Source organism: Sinomonas soli (genome assembly GCF_054782415.1).
The window spans coordinates 34,898-53,594 of record NZ_BAAGSN010000007.1 but is presented as its reverse complement, the minus strand read 5'-3'; the positions used below and the strand labels follow the sequence as shown (position 1 = coordinate 53,594).

The window sequence follows — 18,697 nt, the reverse complement described above, 5'->3', positions numbered from 1 at the left end:
CGCCGACGGCGCGCCGACACCGCAGGGTGCCGGCGCGCCGTCGTTGCGCGGAGAGGGCGCGAGGCTAGCCGAGGTGGTCGACGAGCCGGCCCGCCACCCCGTTGTACGTGGCGGGGGTGAGGGCCAGCAGGCGCGCCTCGGCGTCCGCCGAGAGGCCCAGGCCGGAGACGAACTCCTTCATGCGCGCGGCGTCGACGCGGTGGCCGCGGGTGAGGTCCTTGAGCCGCTCGTAGGGGTTGTCCATCCCGGGGACCCCGGCGATCGCCTCGGCGCGCATCACCATCTGGATGGCCTCGGCGAGGACCTCCCAGTTCGTGTCGAGGTCGGCGGCGAGCACGTCCTCGGCGACGTCGAGCCGCTCGAGGCCCTTGGCCACGTTCGAGATCGCCAGCAGGGAGTGGCCGAACGCCACACCGATGTTGCGCTGCGAGGACGAGTCGGTCAGGTCGCGCTGCCAGCGCGAGGTCACGAGCGTCGCGCCGAGGGTGTCGAGCAGCGCCGAGGAGATCTCGAGGTTCGCCTCGGCGTTCTCGAAGCGGATCGGGTTCACCTTGTGCGGCATCGTCGAGGAGCCGGTGGCGCCGGCGACCGGGATCTGGATGAAGTAGCCGATCGAGATGTAGCTCCAGATGTCCGTGCACACGTTGTGCAGGATCCGGTTGAAGCGGGCCATGTCCGCGTAGAGCTCGGCCTGCCAGTCGTGGCTCTCGATCTGCGTGGTCAGCGGGTTCCAGGTGAGGCCGAGCCCCTCCACGAAGGTCCGGGAGACCTGCTGCCAGTCCGCGCCGGGCACGGAGGCGTAGTGCGCGGCGTAGGTGCCGGTCGCGCCGTTGATCTTGCCCAGGTACTCGGTGCGGGCAATGCGGTCGAGCTGGCGGGTGAGCCGGTGGGCGACCACCGCGAGCTCCTTGCCGAGGGACGTGGGCGTGGCGGGCTGGCCGTGGGTGCGCGAGAGCATCGGCACGTCGCGGTTGGCCCGCGCCATCTGCGCGACCTGCTCCACGAGGGCGCGGGCGGCCGGCAGCCAGACGTCCTCCACGGCGCCCTTGATCCCGAGGGCGTAGGAGAGGTTGTTGATGTCCTCCGAGGTGCAGCCGAAGTGCACCATCGGGGTCAGGTCCTTGATGCCGAGGCCCTCGAGGCGGCGGCCGATGTAGTACTCGACGGCCTTGACATCGTGGACCGTGACGGCCTCGATCTCGGCCAGCTCGGACACGGAGGCGGCGTCGAACTCGGTGACGATCGCCCGCAGCCCGGACTCCTGCTCGGCCGTGAGCGGTCCCGCTCCGGGCAGCACGGAGTTCTTCGTGAGGTGGATGAGCCATTCGACCTCGACGGCGACGCGGTCCCGGTTCAGGGCGGCCTCGGACAGGTAGTCGACCAGCGGCGCGACGGCGGGGCGGTAGCGGCCGTCGAGCGGCCCGAGAGCGATCGGCCTGCCGGCGTCCTCGCCGGCCACGGCCAGGGAGAGACGTCCGGACGGGATGCGCGAGGGGGAATCAGCCATGGCCTCCATTCTTCCATGCCGGGCGCGGCGCCCCGCAGGCCGTGACGAGCGGCGGCGGGGCCGCCGCCGCGCACCTGCGCAGTGAGCCGGCGCGTTGTCCACATACGACGCCGGCCGGTCGCCTCGGGAGATCCGGCGCGCCTAGCGTCGTGGCAGGCGGCGCCGGCGGAGCGCCGGAAGCGGGGGAGGGGCCATGGCGGGGACGACGGGCGGCGGCTTCAGCGGGTGGGGGCCCGCCTCGGGCCTTGGCGGGGGACCGGGATCCGACCGGCCGGCCGGCCCGGGCGGTCCGTGCGGGCACGACGAGGCGGAACTCGGGGCCGCGGCGGCCCAGCTCGCCGCCGCCCACGAGGAGTGCGAGGGGGCCCGCACCGCCGTGGCCCGCGCGGGCGCCGCCGACTGGGAGGGGCCCGCCGCGGCCGCCTTCAAGGGGACCGTCGCCTCGCTCACGGCCCAGCTCGCGGCGATCGCCACCGCGCTGACGGGCCTCGCGCTGGTCGCGGCGTCCCTGCAGTCCGAGGCCGGCGGCTGCCAGGGGGCTGCCTCGCCCCTCGCGTCCCCCGGTGTCGGGGCGGCGCCGAGGGGCCTCGTCGTCGACGGACCGACGGGCCCCATCGCACCCCTGCCCTCACGCGCTCCGGTTCTGAGGCTCCCTGTGCCGGAGGGGCCCGTGTTCGCGCGCGGTCTCCCGGACGGGGCCGCGGCGCCGGGGCCCGGGACGGTCTGCCGATGAGCGGGGACGGAGCAGGCGGGGCGGCGCGCGATCCGTCCACATTCACGGTCACCGGCGGAGAGGCGTTCCGCGTGAACACCGAGGCGCTCGAGGAGGCCGCAGCCTCCCTCGCTGCCGCGGCGTCCTTCGCCGACGCCCTGGCGGCCCGGCTGGAGTCGGCGCGGGGCGCCGCGTGGCGCGGAGCCTGCGCCGGCAGCCCGGCTGCTGCCGCCTTCGACTCCCGCGCCGCCGAGCTCGTGGGCCGCGCGATGCGCGCGGCGCTGGACCTCCGCGGAGCGAAGGAGGGGGTCGCCGCCGCGGAGGCCGGCTACCTCGCGGCGGAGGGACGGGCCGCGGCCAGGACGGGGGTCCTCCCCTGGGCCACGGGGGCCCTCGTGGCAGGCCTCGGTTCGCCCGGCTCCCTCCTCGGCATCCCGCCGGGGACGTTCGGGCCACCCGGCAGGACCGGCGCGGCGGCCGTGCGCGGACTCGCCTCCGTGATGCCGGCCCTGCCGCTGGTCGGGCCCTGGGCAGCTCCCTGGGTGCCCGCGGGCACCGGCCGGGACCCGATCGGCGTCACCCGCACCGAGGTGGCCGCCGGGAGCACCGATGCCTCGACCTTCGCGTACGCGGGGGAGAGCCTGCGCAAGGCGCAGGGGGCGGCGCCGCTCGAGGACGGCACTCCGGTGCCGCCGTCCTCGCTCCTCGTGGAGCGCATCCCCCGCGGGGACGGCTCCACCGCCGTGGTGGTCACGGTCCCGGGCACCCAGTCGTGGTCTCCGGACGATCCCGGAGGCGGCGTCTTCGACATCGAGGGCAACCTGGACGGCATGGCCGGCGGCGACAGCCATGCCCGGCAGCTGATCGAGCACGCCCTGGCCGACCAGAAGCTCGGGGCCGGGGACTCTTTGGTCTTCAACGCCCACAGCCAGGGCTCGCTGCACGTCCTCGGCCTCCTCGAGGACGAGGACTTCCGCTCCCGCTACCCCGTGGCCGCAGTGACCCTCCTCGGCGGGGTCCCCTCAGGGTTCCGGATGCCGGACGACGTCGCGGTCCTGGCCGTGTCCAACGAGAACGACGTGGTCCCCTCCCTGTCGGGCATGCGGCCGGCGTCGCAGCCCAACGTCGTGGCGGTCCGCACCCCGCCGGCCGACGGAGACTGGGGGCCGATCGCTGCCCACGACGTCACGCGCTACGCTGCGGACGCCCGGGCGCTCGATGCCTCCCAGGATCCGTCCGTCCGCGGCTATGCCCTGATGCTGGGCGCGACGATCGGAACAGGCGTGATCGGTGCGGCGGGCGCCGCCGGGGCCGGGCGCAGGCGCGAACGCTTCATCTACACGGGCACCGATCCGAAGGTGCCCCAGGCCCCCTGGGCGCCCCGGGCGCCGTCGTCCGGACCCGGCTAGCCCAGCGCGAGGAGGCGGACGCCGCGCCCCTCTAGTCCTTCCGCAGGCCCACGGCCCAGCCGGTGAGGGCCGAGACGACGGCGACGATGATGGCCCCGAGGAGTGCGGTCACGAACGAGTCCAGGGTGAGGTGCACCGGCGTGTAGCCCGAGATCCACGCGGTGAGCCCGAGCATCGCCGCATTGACCACGAGCGCGAACAGGCCCAGGGTCAGGCACGTGACAGGCAGGGACAGGAAGCTCACGATCGGCTTCACCACCGCGTTGACCAGCCCGAAGATGAGCCCGAGGAAGAGGTAGCCGAGCACGATCCCCACCGTGTTGCTCGCGGTGCCGGCTCCGGCATTCGCCGCCGCGCCCGCGGCTGCGGTGGTGGTGATGTCCATGCCGGGCAAAACCCACGCCGCCACCCAGAGGGCCAGTGCGCTGACGATGACGTGCAGCAGGAAGCGCATCATGCGCCTATGCTCCCACAGCCCCTGCCCTCGCGCCGCGCACGCCAGGAGGGCGGCGGCTAGGCTGTAGGGCATGACTTCACCGCTGAACGAGCACGACGGCACCGACGCCGCCGCCGTCGCGGCCGGCACCACGGGCGTCACCCCCCGACCCGTCATGGACCGGCTCCCCCAGTACGCCGCTGGGCGCCCTCCCGCACCCGTGGAAGGCCTCACGAGCTACAAGCTGTCCTCCAACGAGAACCCGCTCGGCCCGCTCCCCGCGGTGGTCGAGGCGATCGCCCACGAGTCGGCGGTGAACCGCTACCCCGACGCCGTGTCCACGCGCCTGCGCACCGCGCTGGCCGGGTTCCTGGACGTCCCGGCCGATGACATCGTCACCGGGGGCGGCAGCCTCGGCGCCCTGAACCAGATCCTCGCGGCCTTCGCGGGCCAGCAGGACGACGGCACCGAGGACGAGGTCGTCTACGCGTGGCGCTCGTTCGAGGCCTATCCCATCTCGGTGGGCCTGGCCGGGGCGCGCAGCGTCCAGGTGCCGGTGCTGGCCGACGGCCGCCACGACCTGGACGCGATGGCTGCCGCGGTCACCGAGCGGACCAAGGTCGTGCTGCTGTGCACCCCCAACAACCCGACCGGTCCGGCCCTGCGCCGCGCCGAGACGGAGCGCTTCATCGAGTCGGTCCCGGGAAGCGTCCTGATCGTGGTGGACGAGGCCTACCAGGAGTTCGTCCGCGATCCGGAGGCTGTGGACGGGATCGAGCTCTACCGGAAGTACCCGAACGTCGTGGTGCTGCGGACGTTCTCCAAGGCCCACGGCCTCGCCGGGCTGCGGGTCGGCTACTCGATCTCGCACCCGGAGGTGACCCAGTACCTGCGGGTCGCGGCCGTGCCCTTCGCCGTCTCCTCGATCGCCGAGGCCGCGGCCGTGGCCTCGCTCGAACACTTCGGCGAGGTTGTAGGAAGGGTACAAACGCTCGTGGACGAGCGGGACCGCGTCACGGCGGGCCTGCGCGAGCTCGGCTGGGACGTCCCGGACGCCCAGGGCAACTTCGTCTGGCTCGCGCTCGGCGACGCGACGCCCGAGTTCTCCCAGCTGGCGGCGGCGCAGGCCCTCTCGGTGCGGGCCTTCGGGACCGAGGGCGTCCGGGTGAGCATCGGCGAGTCCGAGGCCAACTCGCGCTTCCTCGAGCTCTGTAGGGCATTCACAAAGGTGCCGCAGTCTTCCTAGAAGAATTCCACTTCGCGGCGGCCCAGCTCCTCTCGGTAGAGTGTCAGCTGGGCCGTCCCCTATATTCCGGCATGAGAATGCATTCCTGACGGGGAATATGTGCCGGCCCACCGCCCGGTGCTCCGGGATCGGTCCCCACGGAAGGCGAGGAGGCGGTATGGGAGTAGAACTTCCCACCACCGAGTTCAGCGACATCCCCGACGAGCTCGCGATGGAGCTCGAGGCCCACGCCCATGACGGCGCTGAGGGGCACGGCGCCATGGTCCAGCTCCTCGACGAGGACGGGCGCTTCCGGTCCGACTCGAAGCTCGCGGAATCCATCAAGGGCCTGAGCAAAGATTCCCTTCTGGACATGTACCGGCAGATGGCCATGATCCGGCGCTTCGACACCGAGGCCACCGCGCTCCAACGGCAGGGGCAGCTCGCGCTCTGGGTCCCGCTGCGCGGGCAGGAGGGCGCCCAGATCGGCTCCGGCACGGCCACCCAGGCCCAGGACTACGTCTTCCCCACCTACCGCGAGCACGGGGTAGCCCTCACCCGCGGCGTGGATCTCGCCGAACTCCTGCGCCTCTTCCGCGGCCTCTCGAACGGCGGCTGGGATCCCCGCGCCACCGGCTTCCACCTGTACACACTCGTCCTCGCCGCCCAGACGCCCCACGCAGTGGGCTATGCCATGGGCATGCAGCGCGACCAGGCCCGGGCCGCGGCCCGCGGCGAGCAGGGGGGCGACCCCGGGGCCGTCGTGGCCTACTTCGGCGACGGCGCGAGCTCCGAGGGCGACGTGCACGAGTCGATGGTCTTCGCCGCGAGCTTCAAGGCACCCGTGGTCTTCTTCTGCCAGAACAACCAGTGGGCCATCTCCGTCCCCGCCGAGGTGCAGTCAAGGATCCCGCTCTTCAACCGCGCCAAGGGCTACGGCTTCCCGGGCGTGCGCGTGGACGGCAATGACGTGCTCGCCGTGTACGCGGTGACACAATGGGCCCTCGAGCGGGCCCGCTCCGGCAAGGGTCCGGTCCTCGTCGAGGCGTACACCTACCGGCAGGGCGCCCACACGACCGCGGACGACCCCACGAAGTACCGCCTCAGCGACGAGGAGCAGGCCTGGCTCGCCAAGGACCCGCTCGCCCGGTTCGAGAAGCACCTGCGCACCGAGGGCATCGCCGACGAGGCGTTCTTCGAGCAGGTCGCCGCGGACGGCGACGCGCTCGCCACCAAGGCCCGGGCCGACATCCTCGGCTTCACCGCGCCGAACCTGGCGGACGCGTTCGCGAACGTCTATGCCGAGCCCCACCCGCTCGTGGAGCAGGAACTCGCGTGGCACCGCCAGTACGAGGCAGGCTTCGCGGACGCAGACGCAGACGCCGAGGCGACGAGAGAAGGCGGCCGCTGATGCCCACCATGACCATCGCCAAGGCGATCAACGCAGGCCTGCGCGCCGCGCTCGAGCAGGACGAGAGCGTCCTGCTCATGGGTGAGGACATCGGCACCCTCGGTGGGGTGTACCGCGTGACGGAGGGCCTCAAGGCCGACTTCGGCCCCGACCGCGTGGTCGACAGCCCGCTCGCGGAGTCCGGCATCATCGGCACGAGCATTGGCCTGTCCCTGCGCGGCTACCGCCCCGTCGCCGAGATCCAGTTCGACGGGTTCGTGTTCCCCGGCTTCAACCAGATCACGACCCAGCTGGCCAAGATGCACGCCCGCAGCAACGGACAGCTCACGGTCCCGGTGACCATCCGCATCCCCTACGGCGGCGGCATCGGCTCGGTCGAGCACCACTCCGAGTCCCCCGAGGCGCTCTTCGCGCACACCGCCGGCCTGCGGATCGTCACCCCCTCCAACGCCCACGACGCCTACTGGATGACCCAGCAGGCCATCGCGTGCGAGGACCCGGTGATCGTCTTCGAGCCCAAGCGCCGCTACTGGCTCAAGGGCGAGGTGGACACCGAGGACCCCGGCGCGAGCGCGGACCCGTTCCGGGCCCACGTGGTCCGCGAGGGCACCGACGCGACCGTCGTCGCGTGGGGCCCGCTGGTCCCGGTCGCGCTCGCGGCCGCCGAGGCCTCCGCCGAGGACGGGCACAGCGTCGAGGTCATCGACCTGCGCTCGATCTCCCCGATCGACTTCGATGCCATCCTCGCGTCCGTGACCAAGACCGGGCGCCTCATCGTCGCGCACGAGGCGCCGACGTTCGGCGGGATGGGCGGGGAGATCGCCTCGCGCGTGGCCGAGCTCGCCTTCCTCTCGCTCGAGGCCCCGGTCATCCGGGTCGGCGGCTTCCACATGCCCTACCCCGTGGCGAAGGTCGAGGAGCACTACCTCCCGGACATCGACCGCGTCCTCGAAGCCCTCGACCGCGCCTTCGCCTACTAGGAGCAGCCCCGTGACGCAGCAGATCTTCTCCCTCCCCGACGTGGGCGAGGGCCTCACCGAGGCCGAGATCGTGTCCTGGAAGGTCCAGCCGGGCCAGACGGTCGCCATCAACGACGTCATCTGCGAGATCGAGACGGCGAAGAGCCTCGTCGAGCTCCCCAGCCCGTACGCCGGGACCGTGGTGGAGCTCCTCGCCCGCGAGCACGAGACCATCGAGGTGGGCACGCCGATCATCGCGATCGGCGGCTCGGCCGCGCACGACGGCGGGACCGCGCCGTCCGCGCCCGCGTCGCCGTCCGGTCCGGTCGAGCCGGTCGAGTCCCCGGTCCCGACGATGCAGGAGCCCGGGGTGGAGAGCGGCCCGCTGGTCGGTTCCGGCCCGAAGGCGGACGCCGCCAAGCGCCGCCCCCGCCGCCAGACCCCTGCCGCCCAGCATCAGCCCACCACCCCCACGGTGGCGCCCCCCGCGAGCCAAGCGCAGAGCGGTGGAGGCGGAACGGAGGGCCCTGGTGTGGTTGGGCGCCGCGAAGCGGGCGGGGCCCCCCGTTCCGCCGGAGCCGCGGAGGCGCCGTCGGCAGCGCAGGCGCCGAACGCCGTCGTCGGCCTCCTCTCCCGCGTCCTCGCCAAGCCGCCGGTCCGGCGGATCGCGAAGGAGCTCGGCATCAACCTCTCGGACGTGCCGGCCACCGGTGCGCGCGGCGAGGTGACCCGGGCCGACCTCGAGTCCTACCAGGCCCAGCGCGAGCGCGAGCAGGCCGCGGCGCCGACGTTCTGGGACCACACGAAGAGGCCGAGCGAGCGCCGAATCGAGGTCGTCCCCGTCCGCGGCGTGCGCAAGGCGACGGCGAAGGCGATGGTCGACTCGGCCTTCAGCGCCCCGCACGTGAGCATCTTCGTCGACGTCGACGCCTCGCGGACCATGGAGTTCGTCCAGCGGCTCAAGAAGTCCCGTGACTTCGAGGGCGTCAGGGTCTCCCCGCTGCTCATCCTGGCCAAGGCAGTCATCTGGGCCGCGGCCCGCAACCCGAGTGTCAACTCGGAGTGGGTCACCGGCCCGGGCGGCGACGAGATCCACATCAAGCACTACATGAACCTCGGGATCGCGGCAGCGACGCCGCGGGGGCTGCTCGTGCCGAACATCAAGGACGCACAGGACCTCTCGCTCCGCGAGCTCGCGATCGCACTCAACGAGCTCGCGACCACGGCCCGCGGCGGGAAGACCAAGCCCGCTGACATGCAGGGCGGTACGATGACCATCACGAACATCGGCGCCCTGGGGATCGACATCGGCACGCCGATCATCAACCCGGGCGAGGTGGCCATCGTGGCGTTCGGCACGATCCGGCAGAAGCCGTGGGTGGTCTCGGGCGAGGTCATCCCGCGTTGGATCACCACGCTCGGCGGCTCGTTCGACCACCGCGTGGTGGACGGCGACCTCTCGGCCCGGTTCATGGCCGACGTCGCGGCGATCATGGAGGAGCCGGCGCTCCTGCTCGACTGAGGGAGGCATCGTGGCGCCAGCTGACCGCCCGGGGGCCGGGCGCACGCTGAGGGTCGAGCTCGAGGACCCTCTGTCGGTGCCCTGGTGGGCGCGCGTCCTCTACACGCTCACGAGCCAGTACGGCCGTTCGCCGATGCGGTTCGTGGCGCGGGGTGACGACGGGCGGATCCTGTACCGCGGGGCGACGTTCGCCGGACCCGCGCTCGGGCGGACCGCGCCCCAGGAGGCCTGGACGCCGGGGCTTGAGGCGAGCCTGGCCGAGCTGCGGGCCGAGATCATCCGGGACGGATGGGCCGAGTCCTCCCGCGGGCCGCGGCCGTGGGACCTCACCTACGTCCGCCCGGACCGCACCGCGGGCTGACCGCTCCGCCGCACCTTGTGGCGGCCGGGCGCCGGGCGCACCATGGAGGCGGCAGCCAGGGCAGTCTCTGGCGCAGCGAGCACCACCCCTGGGCTGCGGGAGGTTGATCCATGTGGCTGCATCCATGGACGCCGGATCCGTGAGCGCCGCCCCGACCGGACAGCAGATCATCGCCCGGCTCGAGCGGCTCGAGGTGTGGAGCCTCTCCTACCTCTTCATCGGGATCATCGGCCTCGGATTCCTGTTCACGTTCTACGACATCTTCGATATCAACGTCTCGTTCATCCAGACGTGCATCGAGCTCAACAAGGGCTGCACCCCGGAGACGGCGCTCGAGGCGCTGCCGCTGCCGGTGCTGCTCAATCTGGCCGGCTACGTTCTCGGCACACTCGTGCTGAGCCCCATCGCGGACCGCATCGGCCGGCGGAACATGCTCATGATCACGATGCTCATCACGGGCCTGGGCTCGCTGTACAACGCGTTCGTGGGCGACTACGCCAACTTCAACATCGCCCGCACCGTCACCGGCATCGGGATCGGCGCGGACCTCGCGATCGTGAACACGTACATCAACGAGATGGCCCCGCGGCATGCGCGCGCCCGGTTCACCACGATCATCTTCATCATGTCCGCGCTCGGCGCCTTCGTGGGCATCTGGCTCGGCCTCATCCTCACGACGCCGGCCACCCCCTGGCCGCTCGGCCTCCCCTTCGCCGCGGCCGGGCCCGGGTTCGAGACCGGGTGGCGGTGGATGTACGGGGTCGGCGCGATCCTCGCCGCGGTCGCGGTGCTGCTGCGGTTCGAGCTCCCCGAATCGCCGCGCTGGCTCATCGGCCAGGGCCGTTTCGCCGAGGCCGATGCGGTGGTGAAGGACATGGAGGCGCGCGCCGCCAAGCACGGGCCCCTCTCCGAGCCCGTGGTGACGGACGTGCACGGGGCGACCAGGCCGCCGTCGCCCGTCCCATACCGAGACCTCTTCACCAACCCGCTGTACGTGAAGCGCATGGTGCTGCTGTTCTTCGTCTGGTTCATCGGGTACATCACGGTCTACGCGTTCGCGGCCGGCTTCACCGTGGTCCTGGCTGCCCTGCACTACCCGCCGCCCGAGGCCGGGGTCATCGCCGCGGTCGGGACCCTCGGCTTCGTGGCCGAGGCCGCGATCATGAGCGTGATCGTCGAGCGGCTCGAGCGGCGCTACTGGCTGCCCGTGGGCGCCGCGGTGACCGTGATCGGCTCGCTCGTCGTGGCCGCCGCGGGCACCAACGTGGGGATCGCGATGATCGGCGCCATCCTCATCTTCGCCGGCTTCAACCTGTGGGTCTCGCCGACCTACGCCCTCACCGCCGAGTCCTTCCCCACCCGGGCGCGGACCACGGGCTTCGCGGTGGTGGACGGCGCGGGGCACATCGGCGGCGGCATCGGCGTCATGGTCATCACTCCGATCCTGCCGATGCTGCCCGTGATCGGGGCGCTCGGGCTGATCTCGGTGTTCCTGGTGATCGCTGCCGTCCTGGTGCAGTTCACCCCCCACACCCGCAACAGGCACCTCGACCACATCTCGCCCTGATCCGGATCTCGCTCTGATCCGGGCGGCGGCCCGGGAGCAGCCGGGAGCGGGGCCGGGCATGGAAGACTGGAAAGGTGCTAGCCAGCCATCGCCCGACGCCCCCGGCGCGGTCCCCGCGGGGGTCCGCCGCCGCCGTCGCGCGGGCGCTCAGCGAGGTCTTCCAGCCGCCGTTCACCGTCGCGGTCCAGCTCCTGCTGAGCCCGGCGGCGAGCCCCGGCTGGCCGGGGACGTGGTGGTACGGCGCGGTCGCCTTGGTGTTCACATCGGTGCTGCCCTTCGCGGTGCTCCTCGCGCTCGTGCGCGCGGGCAAGGTGGTCGACCACCACGTGAGCGAGAGGTCCCAGCGCGCGCCGGTGCTCGCCATGGCGATCGTCTGCGTGCTGCTCGGGCTCGGCGTCCTCGTCTGGGCGGGCGCACCGGACTCCGTGGTCGCGATGGTCCTGGCGCTCATTGCTGGGATCGCCGTCCTCGCGATCGTGAGCATCTGGTGGAAGGTGAGCGGCCACGCCGCTGCCGTGTCCTCGGCCGCCGTCTCGGTGATCGTCCTGTTCGGCCCCGCATGGTGGCCTCTGCTCCTCGTGGTCCTCGCGGTCGGCTGGGCCCGCGTGGTGCTCCGCGCCCACACGCTCGCCCAGGTCGTCACCGGGACCCTGTTCGGGCCGGTCGTGATCGTGGGGCTGTGGCGGGTGTTCCTGGGGCTCGGCTGAGCGGGGGCGCGGGCGGCTGCGGGGCGTCGGCGCCGCCGGAGCCCTAGCCCTCGGGCTCGGAGCCGAGGTCCGCCCCGACCGGTCCGGTCGGCTCGGCCGGCTCGCTCGGCCCGCCGCGGCCGGTGAACGTCTTGATGATCGACCACGCCACGGCCGTGACCGGCACTGCCAGCAGGGCGCCGATGATGCCGGCCAGGATCGTCCCGGACGCGAGGGCGAGGATGATCGCCAGTCCGTGGATCGAGAGGACCCGGCCCATCAGGAGCGGCTGGAGGAGGTGATGCTCGATCTGGTTGGCGGCCAGAACCACGATCAGGACGATGAGCGCCACGACGGGGCCGTTGGAGATGAGCGCGATCCCGACGGCCAGGAAGCCCGCAAGCGTCGCCCCGAGGATCGGGATGAACCCGCCGATGAACACGAAGACGGCCAGGGGCAGGGCGAGCGGGACATGGAGGACCGCCAGCCCGGTGCCGACGATGACGGCGTCCGCGGCGGCGACCAGCACTGTGCCGCGCACGTAGCCCCCGAGGACGTGGGCACTGCGGTCGGCGGCGAGCCGGGCCTTCTCGCGGTGGGCCGGGGGCATGAACCACAGCACGAACTCGAGGATCTGGCGGCCGTCCTTGAGGAAGAAGAACAGGATGACGGCCATGAGGATGAGGGCCGTGAGGATCTCGCCCGCCGTGCGGGCGCCGGTGACGGCCTCGGCGCCGATGCTGCCGGAGGTGAAGAACCGCTGGATCGAGTCGCGGGCCTGGGTGATCTGCTGGTCGCTGATCCGGGCGGGGCCGTTGTTGAGGAAGACGTGGAGCTGCTCGAGGCCCGAGGTGAACCGGTCGGCGAGCTCGTGGGCCTGGGCCCGGATGAGGAAGACGATTCCCGTGATGATCCCGCCGAAGACGACGAGGATGGCCACGAAGGAGGCCAGCACGGCCAGCGCGCGCGGCCACCCGTGGCCGTAGAGCCAGCGGACGAGGGGCACGATCGCGCACGCGAGGATCGTCGCGATGATCACCGGGATGACCACGAGGGGGATCCTGAGCAGGACCCACACCACCGCCCAGAGGAGGGCGCCGACAGTGAGGGCCTGGACGGAGCGGATGCTGGCCCGGCCGAGCGTGTCGGACCAGAGGGCGGTGAGCTTCTTCCGGGCTGGGGGAGCGGGGGTCTCGGACATACAGTCCTCATTCCGGTCGTTGGCGGGCCAGCTCAGGGTACCGCCGTCGGTCGGCGGCTCCCGGGAGCGCCGGGGTCGATTCAGCTCAGTGGAAGCCGATGATTCACCTCCCCTAATGCCCAGTCCTAGCGTGGGGCAATCCGGACGTGATGCAGACCACAGACTCGGCCGCGCGGGCAACGGAGCCTCCGGCAGGAAGGCGCACGATGCCCCCTGAGCAGATCCTGCCCCCGGACGGCCGCGGCCGTCCCAGATCGCTGGCCTTCTCGACCCGGGGGATCCCTGCTGCGCAGCGCATGGAACTCTGGTCGGTCCACAACGCGAGGGCCCTCATCGACCTGGACATCCGCACCATGGACGAGGCCCCGCTGGACGCGGCGGAGGTCAACCTGCACTTCGGCTCGGTCAAGCTGGCGCAGGTGCGGGGGAGCGCCCAGGTGATCGAGCGGTCCGAGGCCTACATCCGCAAGCACCCCATGGGCGTCATCGGCGTGTTCTTCGCCCTCCGCGGGGAGGCCTTCTTCTACTATCCCGGGGGCTTCGAGGCCCTCCGGCCCGGGCAGGCCGTCCTCTACGACGCAGACAGGCCCTTCATGCGGGGCTTCCACCGCGGAGTGGAGGAAATGGTCCTGACGATCCCGCGGGAGACCTACCTCGAGCTGTCCGGCGGCCGGCCGCTCCGCAGGCCCCTCGTGGTCGACTTCCAGGAACCGGCCCCCGCGAACCGGCACATGCGCGCCCTCGCGCGGCTCGTCCGGGCCGCGCTCGCAGCCTGTCCGGGGGCCGGCGGTCCCGGCCCGGACCCGGCCCCGGGCCCAGACCTGGGTGCGGTCGAGGCCTCGGCCCTGGAGCTCCTCCGCCTCCTCGTGGTGCGCACGGGCGAGGGCACCGCCGAGGGGTACCTCGCGGCTGCACGGTGCTTCATCGACGAGCACCTCGGGGACCCTTGCCTCGGTCCCGCCCAGATCGCCGACGCCGTCGGCCTCAGCGAGCGCCACCTCACCCGCGTGTTCACCGAGGCGGGCGAGCCTCCGGGCGCCTATGTCCTGAGGCGTCGCCTCGAGCGCGCCGCCGGCCTCCTCGCCGACCCGCGCGAGGGCATGACGCCGATCTCCGCCATCGCCGCCCGCTGCGGCTTCTCCGCGCAGGCCTACTTCGCCCGGGCCTTCAAGGCGCGCTTCGGCCTCACGCCGCGCGAGGCCCGCCGGGACCGGCGTCCCGGGCGGCCCGACCCCCGAAGCTGACCGCGGCCCCGCCTTTTGCACTGCGGGGACGCGTTCTTGCACCTCACGGACAGGCAGGACGCGAAGGGCGCCCCCGCTGAGTGTGACTTGGAACACTCGGGCTATGACCACTGACACAGCCTTCGATCCACGGGACCTGCGCCACGCCTTCGGACGCTTCGGTACCGGCGTCACGGTCGTCACGACCCGCAATGATGACGGCGAGGCCCACGGGGCCACGGTGAGCGCCTTCACCGCAGTCTCCCTCGACCCGCCGCTCGCCCAGGTCACGCTCATGCGCGACTCGAAGCTCGCGACGTATGCCGCGGCCCGGCCGTTCGCGATCAATGTGCTCAGCCTCTCCCAGCAGGACACCTGCCTGCACTTCGCAGGCCGGCCCATGAGGGGCGGCCCCGCCTGGGGAACGAGCGCCACCGGAGTCCCGGTGCTCGCCGGCAACGCCGCGACCCTCGAGTGCCGCCCGTGGAACGTGTACGACGGCGGTGATCACCTCATCGTCATCGGCGAGGTCCTCGCGCTCGAGATCACCCCCGTCCCGCCGCTGCTGTTCTTCGGCGGGAAGTTCCACCACCTCGGCGGCCTCGTCGGCGGGGCGCCGTGGGACTACTGCGGTGACGGCCATGCCGCCCAGCTTGCGTCCTTCCCGGCCCTCGCCCCCGCCTGAACCCGTTCCGCCCTCTCCCAGACCCGCCCACCGCAGTCCGCGGCAGCGCCGCCGTCGGCCGCCATGAAAGGAAACCCACGCCATGACCGAGATCCTCGACCAGCCCGTCACCCAGCTGCCCGACATGAGCACCCGCACCACCCCCGCCAACCCGCTCAAGCCGCAGACCGGCGACGAGTACATCGAGTCGCTGCGCGACGGGCGGGAGGTGTGGATCTACGGCGAACGCGTCAAGGACGTCACCACCCACCCGGCGTTCCGCAACTCGGTCCGGATGGTCGCCCGGCTCTACGACGGCTTCCACCGCGAGGAGACGGCCTCCAAGCTCCTGGTCCCCACCGACACCGGCTCCGGGGGCCTCACGCACCCGTTCTTCAAGGCTGCCCGCGGGGTCGAGGACCTGAAGGCCTCGCGGACAGCGATCGAGACGTGGGCCCGGATGTCCTACGGCTGGCTCGGCCGCTCGCCGGACTACAAGGGGTCCTTCCTCGGCACGCTCGGCGGGATGCCCGAGTACTACGAGCCGTACCAGGACAACGCTGACCGCTGGTACAAGGAGTCGCAGGAGAAGGTCCTCTACTGGAACCACGCCATCGTGAACCCGCCGGTGGACCGCCACCTCCCGCCGGACCAGGCCGGGGACGTGTTCATGAAGGTCCAGAAGGAGACCGACGCCGGCCTCATCGTCTCGGGCGCCAAGGTGGTCGCGACCGGGTCCGCCATCACGCAGTACAACTTCATCGCGCACTACGGCCTGCCGATCAAGCGCAAGGAGTTCGCGCTCATCTGCACGGTGCCCATGGATTCTCCGGGCGTGAAGCTCATCTCCCGGGCCTCGTACGCGCACCAGGCCGCCGTGATGGGCACGCCGTTCGACTACCCGCTGTCCTCCCGGCTGGACGAGAACGACGCCGTGTTCGTCTTCGACAACGTGCTCGTCCCGTGGGAGAACGTCTTCTCCTACGGCGACGTCGAGAAGATGAACAACTTCACCCCGGCCACCGGTTTCCTCAACCGCTTCTCCTTCCAGGGGGTGATCCGCCTGGCCGTGAAGCTCGACTTCATCGCCGGACTGCTGCTCAAGGCTCTCGAGATCACCGGCACCAAGGACTTCCGCGGGGTGCAGGCCCGCGCCGGCGAGGTGATTGCGTGGCGCAACATGTTCTACGGCCTCGCGGACGCCATGGCGCTCAACCCCGACGCTGGCCCCAACGGGACGGTGCTGCCGAAGGCGGACTATGCGATGTCCTACCGCGTGTTCATGTCGGTCGGCTACCCCCGGATCAAGGAGATCATCGAGCAGGACGTGGCCTCGGGCCTCATCTACCTCAACTCGAGCGCGCTCGACTTCAAGACCCCCGAGATCCGCCCGTACCTCGACAAGTACATCCGCGGCTCCGAGGGCGTGACGGCCGTGGAGCGGGTCAAGCTCATGAAGCTGCTCTGGGACGCGATCGGCACCGAGTTCGGCGGCCGGCACGAGCTCTACGAGCGCAACTACGCCGGCAACCACGAGGGCGTGCGGCTCGAGACGCTCATGGCGGCGCAGGCCAACGGCACCACCGCGGCGATGAAGGGCTTCGCGGACCAGTGCCTCGCCGAGTATGACCTCGACGGCTGGACGGTGCCCGACCTGATCGGCAACGAGGATGTGAGCGTCTTCCTCAACCGCTGACCCTCAGGAGGCGACTCCCAGGACGTGACCCTCAGGACCTGATTCCCAGGAGGTGACCCTCAGGACCTGATTCCCAGGAGGTGACCCTCAGACGGGCGGGGACCGTTCCCCCTCCGTCTGGGGGTCACCTCCTGTCCGTCAGCTTCTGCGGGTGCGGCGGACGACGGCGGCCCGGCCCGCCTGCCGCTCAGGGCTCCCGGATGGTCAGGGTGCCGGCCAGGTCGAGGTCGGCCTGGGTTCCCGGGTAGCCGGACTCGGCGATGAGGATCGCCCCGAACGCGGCCGACCAGAAGGTCTTGACCTCCTGCCGGGGGCTGCGGTCGATCACCCAGCCGCGCAGCGCCAGCATGGTCTCGAGGTACTGCTCGGAGATGCGGAACAGGAGGCTCAGGTGGCCCTTGACCACGGGGCTCAGCTTCGGCTTGGCCCGGGCGAGGGCGAGCGCGCTGATCACCACGGGCAGCGACGGGGTCACGAGGGCGGTCCGCGCCATGGCGCGCCGGAACGCCTCGGCCGACGAGAGCCGCGCGCCCACGCCCTCGAGCCGCCCGGCGTCCCGCAGCAGGAGCACGAAGGCGGCGTGGATGAAGAGGGAGTCCTTCGAGCCGAAGTGGTACGTGATCTGGTTCGGGAAGACCCGCGCCGCGGCGGCGATCTGGCTGACCGTCACGGAGTCGGCGGGACGGGTGGCGAACAGCGCCGCCGCAGCGTCGACGATGCGCTGCCGCGTCTCCGCACCGCGGCCCTTGCGCGGGGCCAGGAGGCGGCGTGCGGCGGCGGCAGCGCGTGTCTCGACGGGACCCATAGCTGAATTGTATGCTGTACAAACAACTTTCCTTCTTGTACGGCATACAAGGCCTGCGCGGGGGCGCTTCCACACAGAGGACATCATGGGGACCGAGATCGTCATCACCGGAATGGGTGCCACGACGCCGCTGGGCGGCACCGTGCCCGAGCTCTGGGAGGGCGTCCTGTCCCTCCGGTCCGGGGTGCGCGCCCTCTCAGGATTCGACCCCTCGCTCCCCGTCCACATCGCCGGGCGGCTCGCGGTCGAGCCGGAGCAGGCCATGCAGCCTGTCCAGGCGCGCCGCCTCGACAGGAGCCAGCAGGCCGCGGTCATTGCGGCCCGCGAGGCGTGGGCCGACGCCGGCGCCCCGGAAGTCGACGGCGACCGGCTCGCCGTCGTGATCGGGACCGGCATTGGCGGGGTGGAGACCCTCCTGGCCCAGGACGACGTCCTCGAGGCCTCCGGCTCCCGCCGGGTGTCCCCGCGCACGGTCCCCATGCTCATGGCCAACGCCGCCGCCGCTCAGCTGAGCATCGAGTACGGGGCCCGCGCCGCCGCCATGGCCCCGGCCTCCGCGTGCGCCTCGGGCGCCGAGGCGATCGTGCACGCTGCCCGGCTCATCGAGTGCGACGAGGCGGACATCGTCATCGCGGGCGGCGCCGAGGCCGCGATCACGCCGCTGACCATCGCCGGGTTCGCCCAGATCGGTGCCCTCTCGAAGGCCCAGGGCGACCCCGAGGCCGTCTCCCGCCCGTTCGACGCCGACCGCACCGGGTTCGTGCTCGGCGAGGGGGCCGGCGTCGTGGTCCTCGAGCGCGCGGAGCACGCCCGGGCGCGCCGGGCCCGCGTCCACGCAGCCCTCTCCGGCTACGGGGTCACGGCGGACGCGTTCCACATCACCGGCACCGACCCCGAGGGCGTCGGCCAGATCAAGGCGATCCGCAAGGCCCTGCGCCGCGCGGGCATCGACGGCGGCGATATCCAGCACGTCAACGCGCACGCCACCGGTACCCACGTCGGCGACATCAGCGAGGCCATCGCCGTGCGCGAGGCCCTCGGCGAGCAGGTGGCGGTGACCGCGCCGAAGGGGGCGGTCGGGCACCTCGTCGGCGCGGCCGGTGCGGTCGAGGCAATCCTCACGGCGCTCACCCTGGAGTCCGGCATCATCCCGCCAACGCGCAACCTCGACCGCCTCGATCCGGCGATCGACCTCGACGTCGTCGCAGGCGCCCCGAGGGCGGCCCGCGTCGAGGCCGCCGTCTCGAACTCGTTCGGGTTCGGCGGCCACAACGTGAGCCTGCTGCTCACCCGCGCCTGAGCCTCGCCGTCCG

17 protein-coding genes are annotated in these 18,697 nt (G+C 72.0%); 13 read left to right on the top strand and 4 right to left on the bottom strand.

What is annotated here, in order from left to right:
• Positions 1 to 64: 64 nt before the first annotated feature.
• Positions 65 to 1,516, bottom strand: a complete 1,452-nt coding sequence (gene purB / locus ACYVKZ_RS07945; RefSeq protein ID WP_460991609.1) for an adenylosuccinate lyase — start codon at positions 1,514 to 1,516, stop codon at positions 65 to 67.
• Positions 1,517 to 1,700: 184 nt separating this feature from the next.
• Between purB and ACYVKZ_RS07940 the strand changes: the two genes are divergently transcribed.
• Both ACYVKZ_RS07940 and ACYVKZ_RS07935 read left to right on the top strand, forming a co-directional pair.
• The gene (locus tag ACYVKZ_RS07940) at positions 1,701 to 2,240 is read left to right on the top strand and encodes a hypothetical protein (protein ID WP_460991608.1); all 540 of its coding nucleotides are present in this window, start codon (positions 1,701 to 1,703) and stop codon (positions 2,238 to 2,240) included.
• Positions 2,237 to 3,628, top strand: a complete 1,392-nt coding sequence (locus ACYVKZ_RS07935; RefSeq protein ID WP_460991607.1) for a hypothetical protein — start codon at positions 2,237 to 2,239, stop codon at positions 3,626 to 3,628. The genes ACYVKZ_RS07940 and ACYVKZ_RS07935 overlap by 4 nt, the downstream gene beginning before the upstream one ends.
• A gap of 31 nt (positions 3,629 to 3,659) precedes the next feature.
• On the opposite strand, the gene ACYVKZ_RS07930 is transcribed toward ACYVKZ_RS07935, so the two are convergent.
• Entirely contained in the window at positions 3,660 to 4,085 is a 426-nt protein-coding gene (locus ACYVKZ_RS07930) for a phage holin family protein (protein ID WP_460991606.1), read from the bottom strand.
• Between the two features lie 154 nt (positions 4,086 to 4,239).
• On the opposite strand from ACYVKZ_RS07930, the gene ACYVKZ_RS07925 reads away from it, so the two are divergent.
• From ACYVKZ_RS07925 to ACYVKZ_RS07895, 7 genes are all read left to right on the top strand, one after another.
• On the top strand, positions 4,240 to 5,310 hold the full coding sequence (locus tag ACYVKZ_RS07925; RefSeq protein WP_460991862.1) for a histidinol-phosphate transaminase: 1,071 nt from the start codon (positions 4,240 to 4,242) through the stop codon (positions 5,308 to 5,310).
• A 157-nt stretch (positions 5,311 to 5,467) separates the two neighbouring features.
• Entirely contained in the window at positions 5,468 to 6,700 is a 1,233-nt protein-coding gene (gene pdhA / locus ACYVKZ_RS07920; protein ID WP_460991605.1) for a pyruvate dehydrogenase (acetyl-transferring) E1 component subunit alpha, read from the top strand.
• The gene (locus ACYVKZ_RS07915; RefSeq protein ID WP_460991604.1) at positions 6,700 to 7,680 is read left to right on the top strand and encodes an alpha-ketoacid dehydrogenase subunit beta; all 981 of its coding nucleotides are present in this window, start codon (positions 6,700 to 6,702) and stop codon (positions 7,678 to 7,680) included. The genes pdhA and ACYVKZ_RS07915 overlap by 1 nt, the downstream gene beginning before the upstream one ends.
• A 10-nt stretch (positions 7,681 to 7,690) precedes the next feature.
• Positions 7,691 to 9,181 (top strand): dihydrolipoamide acetyltransferase family protein, encoded by a 1,491-nt coding sequence (locus ACYVKZ_RS07910; RefSeq protein ID WP_460991603.1) that lies wholly within the window; start codon positions 7,691 to 7,693, stop codon positions 9,179 to 9,181.
• A gap of 10 nt (positions 9,182 to 9,191) precedes the next feature.
• Entirely contained in the window at positions 9,192 to 9,542 is a 351-nt protein-coding gene (locus tag ACYVKZ_RS07905; protein ID WP_460991602.1) for a hypothetical protein, read from the top strand.
• A gap of 112 nt (positions 9,543 to 9,654) precedes the next feature.
• Positions 9,655 to 11,109, top strand: a complete 1,455-nt coding sequence (locus tag ACYVKZ_RS07900; protein ID WP_460991601.1) for an MFS transporter — start codon at positions 9,655 to 9,657, stop codon at positions 11,107 to 11,109.
• 74 nt (positions 11,110 to 11,183) lie between these two features.
• On the top strand, positions 11,184 to 11,816 hold the full coding sequence (locus ACYVKZ_RS07895) for a phosphatase PAP2 family protein (RefSeq protein WP_460991600.1): 633 nt from the start codon (positions 11,184 to 11,186) through the stop codon (positions 11,814 to 11,816).
• A gap of 43 nt (positions 11,817 to 11,859) precedes the next feature.
• On the opposite strand, the gene ACYVKZ_RS07890 is transcribed toward ACYVKZ_RS07895, so the two are convergent.
• A complete protein-coding gene (locus ACYVKZ_RS07890) occupies positions 11,860 to 12,996 on the bottom strand; it encodes an AI-2E family transporter (RefSeq protein ID WP_460991599.1) in 1,137 nt (378 codons plus the stop codon).
• 206 nt (positions 12,997 to 13,202) lie between these two features.
• Between ACYVKZ_RS07890 and ACYVKZ_RS07885 the strand changes: the two genes are divergently transcribed.
• From ACYVKZ_RS07885 to ACYVKZ_RS07875, 3 genes are all read left to right on the top strand, one after another.
• Positions 13,203 to 14,240, top strand: a complete 1,038-nt coding sequence (locus ACYVKZ_RS07885) for an AraC family transcriptional regulator (protein WP_460991598.1) — start codon at positions 13,203 to 13,205, stop codon at positions 14,238 to 14,240.
• Between the two features lie 103 nt (positions 14,241 to 14,343).
• Positions 14,344 to 14,904: a flavin reductase family protein gene (locus ACYVKZ_RS07880; RefSeq protein WP_460991597.1), complete on the top strand. Its 561-nt coding sequence runs from the start codon at positions 14,344 to 14,346 to the stop codon at positions 14,902 to 14,904.
• A gap of 82 nt (positions 14,905 to 14,986) precedes the next feature.
• Complete coding sequence (locus tag ACYVKZ_RS07875; RefSeq protein ID WP_460991596.1) at positions 14,987 to 16,579, top strand: 4-hydroxyphenylacetate 3-hydroxylase family protein; 1,593 nt, start codon at positions 14,987 to 14,989, stop codon at positions 16,577 to 16,579.
• Positions 16,580 to 16,766: 187 nt separating this feature from the next.
• On the opposite strand, the gene ACYVKZ_RS07870 is transcribed toward ACYVKZ_RS07875, so the two are convergent.
• A complete protein-coding gene (locus ACYVKZ_RS07870; RefSeq protein WP_460991595.1) occupies positions 16,767 to 17,384 on the bottom strand; it encodes a TetR/AcrR family transcriptional regulator C-terminal domain-containing protein in 618 nt (205 codons plus the stop codon).
• Positions 17,385 to 17,469: 85 nt separating this feature from the next.
• Between ACYVKZ_RS07870 and ACYVKZ_RS07865 the strand changes: the two genes are divergently transcribed.
• The gene (locus tag ACYVKZ_RS07865) at positions 17,470 to 18,684 is read left to right on the top strand and encodes a beta-ketoacyl-[acyl-carrier-protein] synthase family protein (RefSeq protein ID WP_460991594.1); all 1,215 of its coding nucleotides are present in this window, start codon (positions 17,470 to 17,472) and stop codon (positions 18,682 to 18,684) included.
• Positions 18,685 to 18,697 lie beyond the last annotated feature (13 nt).